General features: G+C 55.9%; 5 protein-coding genes and 1 pseudogene. 1 reads left to right on the plus strand and 5 read right to left on the minus strand.

The window, feature by feature from the left end; all coding sequences use genetic code 11:
* Positions 1–300 precede the first annotated feature (300 nt).
* The 5 genes from CW742_RS07895 to CW742_RS07915 all read right to left on the minus strand — a co-directional run bounded on the left by CW742_RS07895 (position 301) and on the right by CW742_RS07915 (position 3,050).
* A complete protein-coding gene (locus CW742_RS07895) occupies positions 301–918 on the minus strand; it encodes a class I SAM-dependent methyltransferase (protein WP_342764866.1) in 618 nt (205 codons plus the stop codon).
* 3 nt (positions 919–921) lie between these two features.
* Positions 922–1,404, minus strand: coding sequence for a hypothetical protein (locus CW742_RS07900; RefSeq protein ID WP_292418821.1), 483 nt, complete (start codon positions 1,402–1,404; stop codon positions 922–924).
* Positions 1,405–1,495: 91 nt separating this feature from the next.
* On the minus strand, positions 1,496–1,966 hold the full coding sequence (locus CW742_RS07905; protein WP_292418824.1) for a MarR family winged helix-turn-helix transcriptional regulator: 471 nt from the start codon (positions 1,964–1,966) through the stop codon (positions 1,496–1,498).
* Between the two features lie 98 nt (positions 1,967–2,064).
* A complete protein-coding gene (locus CW742_RS07910; protein ID WP_292418826.1) occupies positions 2,065–2,541 on the minus strand; it encodes a hypothetical protein in 477 nt (158 codons plus the stop codon).
* A gap of 26 nt (positions 2,542–2,567) precedes the next feature.
* On the minus strand, positions 2,568–3,050 hold the full coding sequence (locus CW742_RS07915) for a DUF2124 domain-containing protein (RefSeq protein ID WP_292418829.1): 483 nt from the start codon (positions 3,048–3,050) through the stop codon (positions 2,568–2,570).
* A 104-nt stretch (positions 3,051–3,154) separates the two neighbouring features.
* On the opposite strand from CW742_RS07915, the pseudogene CW742_RS07920 reads away from it, so the two are divergent.
* Positions 3,155–4,297: pseudogene (locus CW742_RS07920) on the plus strand (TIGR04083 family peptide-modifying radical SAM enzyme); the annotation flags it as partial.

A 4,297-nucleotide genomic window follows, 5' to 3' on the forward strand; every position in this document is an offset into this window, starting at 1 on the left:
CGATTGCCCCTGCCCGACCCCCCGTGGGATTCTGCAGGCAGGGATGCACCGATATCCGGATCAGGATCGGATGGATCCTATTTTGTCACTTCAACCGGGTCGATGTTCGCATCGGTCAGGCAATCGAACGTGACCGTGTTCGCCTCCCCCACCAGTCGGACATGCACAAGCAGGGCCTGCACGTGACAACCGATCAGATCGTCACCAGGTATGCAAAAGCGGTGAAACCGCAAGAGGCCGGTATACGGCAGGTGACCGAGCTGTTGTTCCACTACACAAAACCCCATGGGGCCGTGATTTTCAGGAGATCTGTGGTTTTTGCAACTCGACAGCCCGGCTCAGCGGTATGTGTGGGCGCTCATGAACGACAAAGCCGGCCTGCTCTGCACAGTCGAGCGTTGCAGTAAATGCGCTTTCCGTGACATGGAAGACCGGTTCAACAAGGAGCCAGGTCCCTCCCGGTTTCAGCAATGAGAAGATCTCACCGATGAGCCGTTCCTGATCCGGCACTTCGTGCACCATATAGAAAGCAAGTGCAAAATCAGCCTGCGTGGCAAGCCCGAGCGAACCCGCCCCGCACTGGTGCCATGTGACCGGGGCAAAAGGCCCGGTGTTCCCGCACTTCTGTTTCGCATACCGAAGCATCTCTTCCTGGAGATCGACTGCGGTAGCGTGGCCGCGAGGCCCGACCATCTTCCTCATGGCCTGTGTGAAATTCCCGGGCCCGCACCCGATATCAAGAACATGCATACCAGGGCGGATGTATCCCTTCAGGATCTTTTCGGGATCCTGAAGGAAGCATCGCAGGGGATTATCAAGCATCAGCAAGTGCCAGAAGGAATACCAGCAGACAGGTTGTGCAGGATGTGGTTCTGCCCGAACCGGTGATCGGTCCTTTTCTTTGCATGATTCTGCCATCGGTCAGTCCCCCTTTTCCGGATTCCGAAGACCTGCGGTGAGATGCGAGCCTTGGAGCCGGCCACCGGACTGCATCAACCGGAACCATGCGATACATGCAATGCTCACAATAAGGAGGAGAGCTGTCAGGTACGCAAACGCATGGAGGCGGGCGGCGAGCGCATGGGTGAAGGCTTCATCCGGCCATCCATACGATAGACCAGAACCGGCATATACTGCAAGGATTACCGGGATAAACACGCTGGAGAGTGCAATGAAGGTGGAAAACACAACAAGGGCCGTGCTCCCCGCATCCCCGAGCGGTCTCGCTATTACACCGTCTGCACCATCACTGGAAGATCTGTTGAGCGTGAGCGTTATACAGAGGAGGGTCATCACTAATGCTGTTGGAAAGACTGCTTCGTTGCCAGTTACGAAGGTAATGCAGGCCACAAGGCCCGGAAGGAGAAATCTCCCCTTATACAGAAGTTCCCGGTTAATCGTCATCGTTCAGTGCTCCCCGTTTTTGTATGGGCGGTTGTGTTGTCATGAATGCTCCTTTTGTTAAGTCAGTTAACAATACATTATGCGAAAAAAATTACTTCTCCCCATGCCCGGACTCGTCAAGTGTCTTCTCCATGGCAGAAAGGAACCGTATGATAAGAGAAAACTCATCGTCGGTGAGATCGCCGAGGTTCCGGTGCATGCGGGCATAGATCTTTGCATGGTGCTGTTCGTGGCCGAGATACGCGATCCTCCCCTTGGGAGAGAGCCGGAAGCGCACCTCTTTCTCGTTTTTGGAATCGCGGTGCTTCTCAATCAGGCCTTTTACAACGAGCCTCCCTGTCATCTGGGAAATGGCACTCTTCGAGATGCCAAGCAGGAGGGAGAGGCTGGTGAGGTTGGTGTCCGGGTTCTTCCCGATTGCCATGACCGTATGGATCTCCGAACAGTGGAGGAGGTCGCCAGTACCAAAATCCTTTGCCATTTTCTCGTCTGCATCCATCTTGTTAAGGATGCGGATCCAGAGCTCGGATATCTTCAGCAGGTCCGGTTTTTCCTTCATCATGCCCCCATGCGCAATCGCCCGTGCGCCACATTTAGTTAAGCATGTTAACTATATAGAGATTTGGAAGACCCCCTCGCTTCCTGCAACAGTATCTCCCACTACTCCCGAATCTGACGAACCGATCCAGCAGTCCGGGAAAGAAACGCCTGCTTGTTTGCCTGTACGACACGTACAGCCTGTATCTCCGGGATCCCCTCTCCCCCCAGTGCCGCAACGATTGCCTGGACATAGGGCTCCTGTCGCGTCATGCTGGGCGATGCACGTGTATCAAGACGCTCTCCCTTCCGGCCCATCTGTGCTGAGCCGGTTGCGATGAAGTGGAGGAAATCCTCCTTGGGGAGACCCCACCTCGTATTAATCTTCAGGTGGACGATATCCCACGTTCTGGGATTGGGATACATCACGGCATGGGTCCCGGGCAGGGGGACTGCTTCTCCCCCGCCCGACCGCGACAGTGCGACAACGAGCGACCAGAGGGAGTCGCAGGCGGTCTTTGCTATGGGACAATCCCGGCAGAACCGGTTTGTCGGCGGCAGGGCATCTCCCCGGTAGTGGACGCAGAATGTAATGTCCATTGTTTGGTAAAGGATCGGGGTTTCACTCAACGGATGACTTCAACCGGGTCGATGTTCGCATCGATCAGGCAGTCAAACGTGACCGTGTTCAGCCAGCCGGCTTTATCGAACATATGCATAAAGCAGACACCGATCACCGCTGCCCCGGCATGTCTTCCGATCACCGCTTTCACCTCTTCGGGCTTGACCGGGACATTGGGCATGGAAAGGCCGCCCATAACGACAATCGCTTTGGGTTTGAGAGCCGGGGCAGGAGCATTCACCTGCATTCCAACATGATCGACATGACTGATCTTCTTTGCCTTCATCTCATCAACGAGGGGAACAAAGACCTGTTCCAGCTCAAGCGATCGCAGGGCAAACCCGAGCAGCTCGACAAAGGGGGTGCAGGTGCCGGGAACGCCATAATAGATGATCTGGTCACCTTTCTTCAGGCCTCTTGACTCGACATATTCCTTGAACGGACGCAGGATGCCCGGGACACCGTGAAATACTTCCTTCTTCGCCATGGATCAACAATCATACCATGAGCTGATAAGGATTTTTCATTTCTCATGGGCGAGTGAGGCAGGATAATAATCCTTTTACCCTGCCGGAGGGAACGTTTGGGATAATGAAGAACCCCTTCCACATCATGATCATCCCGACACTGGGCTGCCCGGGCAGGTGCAAATACTGCTGGAGCTCGGAAGAGGGATCACCGGTCATGACGATCGACACGGTGAAGGAAACCGTAGCGTGGCTCAAGGGGTTCCGCAAGGATCGCGTCACCTTCACGTTTCACGGAGGCGAACCGCTCCTTGCAGGGGCAGACTTTTACCGTCAGGCGCTTCCCCTGCTCGCACATGAACTCAAAGACCTCACCCCGGATTTTGCCATGCAGACAAACCTCTGGCGGATGACGCCGGAGATTGCAGGCGTCCTTGCGGAGTACCACGTCCCCCTTGGCTCAAGCATCGACGGCCCGGAGGAGATCACGGATTCCCAGCGGGGCGACGGCTATTATGATAAGTGCATGAAGGGGTACGAGATCGCAAAGGCCGCAGGGCTCCAGGTGCGGTTCATCTGCACATTCACGAATAAATCGGTAAAGCACCGCGAAGAGATCTTCGAGTTTTTCAAGGAGAAAGGATTTGTCTTGAAACTCCACCCGGCGCTGCCCTCGATCAAGTCCGAGAACCCGAAGGAATGGGCGCTGGAGCCGGAGGAGTATGGCGAACTGCTGGTCTACCTCCTCGACAAGGCGCTCGACAATCTCGGGAAGGTCGAGGTGATGAACATCAACGACCTCTGCCGCTGCGTTTTCACCCGCCGGGGCTCGGTTTGTACCTATGTTGACTGTATGGGAAACACCTTTGCCATCGGCCCGGACGGGAGCATCTATCCCTGCTACCGGTTTATCGGTATGCCCGAATGGGTGATGTCCAATGTCCGGGACAGGCCGACGATGGAGCAGCTGATGCAGTCGGAGCCGGGGAAACGGATGTCTGCATTCTCGGAATATGTGGACACTGCCTGCAAGGACTGTTCGCACATCAGGTATTGCCGGGGGGGCTGCCCATACAACGCGATTGCGCCATCGGGGGGGGGCACTTGAGGGCGTGGACCCGCACTGTACAGCCTACACGCTGATCTTCCATGAGTGCAGCGAACGGCCGAAAGATGAGATGTTTGCAGATCGACCGGCCGGGATGGGATTTGGGATGCCGAGAGCCGGAAGTAGAAGAGCCGGCGTGATGGGCGCGACGCGGGAGCG

Origin of the sequence: Methanoregula sp., from assembly GCF_002835825.1 — an archaeon.
GTDB lineage: Archaea > Halobacteriota > Methanomicrobia > Methanomicrobiales > Methanospirillaceae > Methanoregula.

Coding starts and splice junctions, on each gene's coding strand:
- CW742_RS07895 (WP_342764866.1), bottom strand. CDS start 918: ATGGCAGAATCATGCAAAGAAAAGGACCGATCACCGGTTCGGGCAGAA.
- CW742_RS07900 (WP_292418821.1), bottom strand. CDS start 1,404: ATGACGATTAACCGGGAACTTCTGTATAAGGGGAGATTTCTCCTTCCG.
- CW742_RS07905 (WP_292418824.1), bottom strand. CDS start 1,966: ATGATGAAGGAAAAACCGGACCTGCTGAAGATATCCGAGCTCTGGATC.
- CW742_RS07910 (WP_292418826.1), bottom strand. CDS start 2,541: ATGGACATTACATTCTGCGTCCACTACCGGGGAGATGCCCTGCCGCCG.
- CW742_RS07915 (WP_292418829.1), bottom strand. CDS start 3,050: ATGGCGAAGAAGGAAGTATTTCACGGTGTCCCGGGCATCCTGCGTCCG.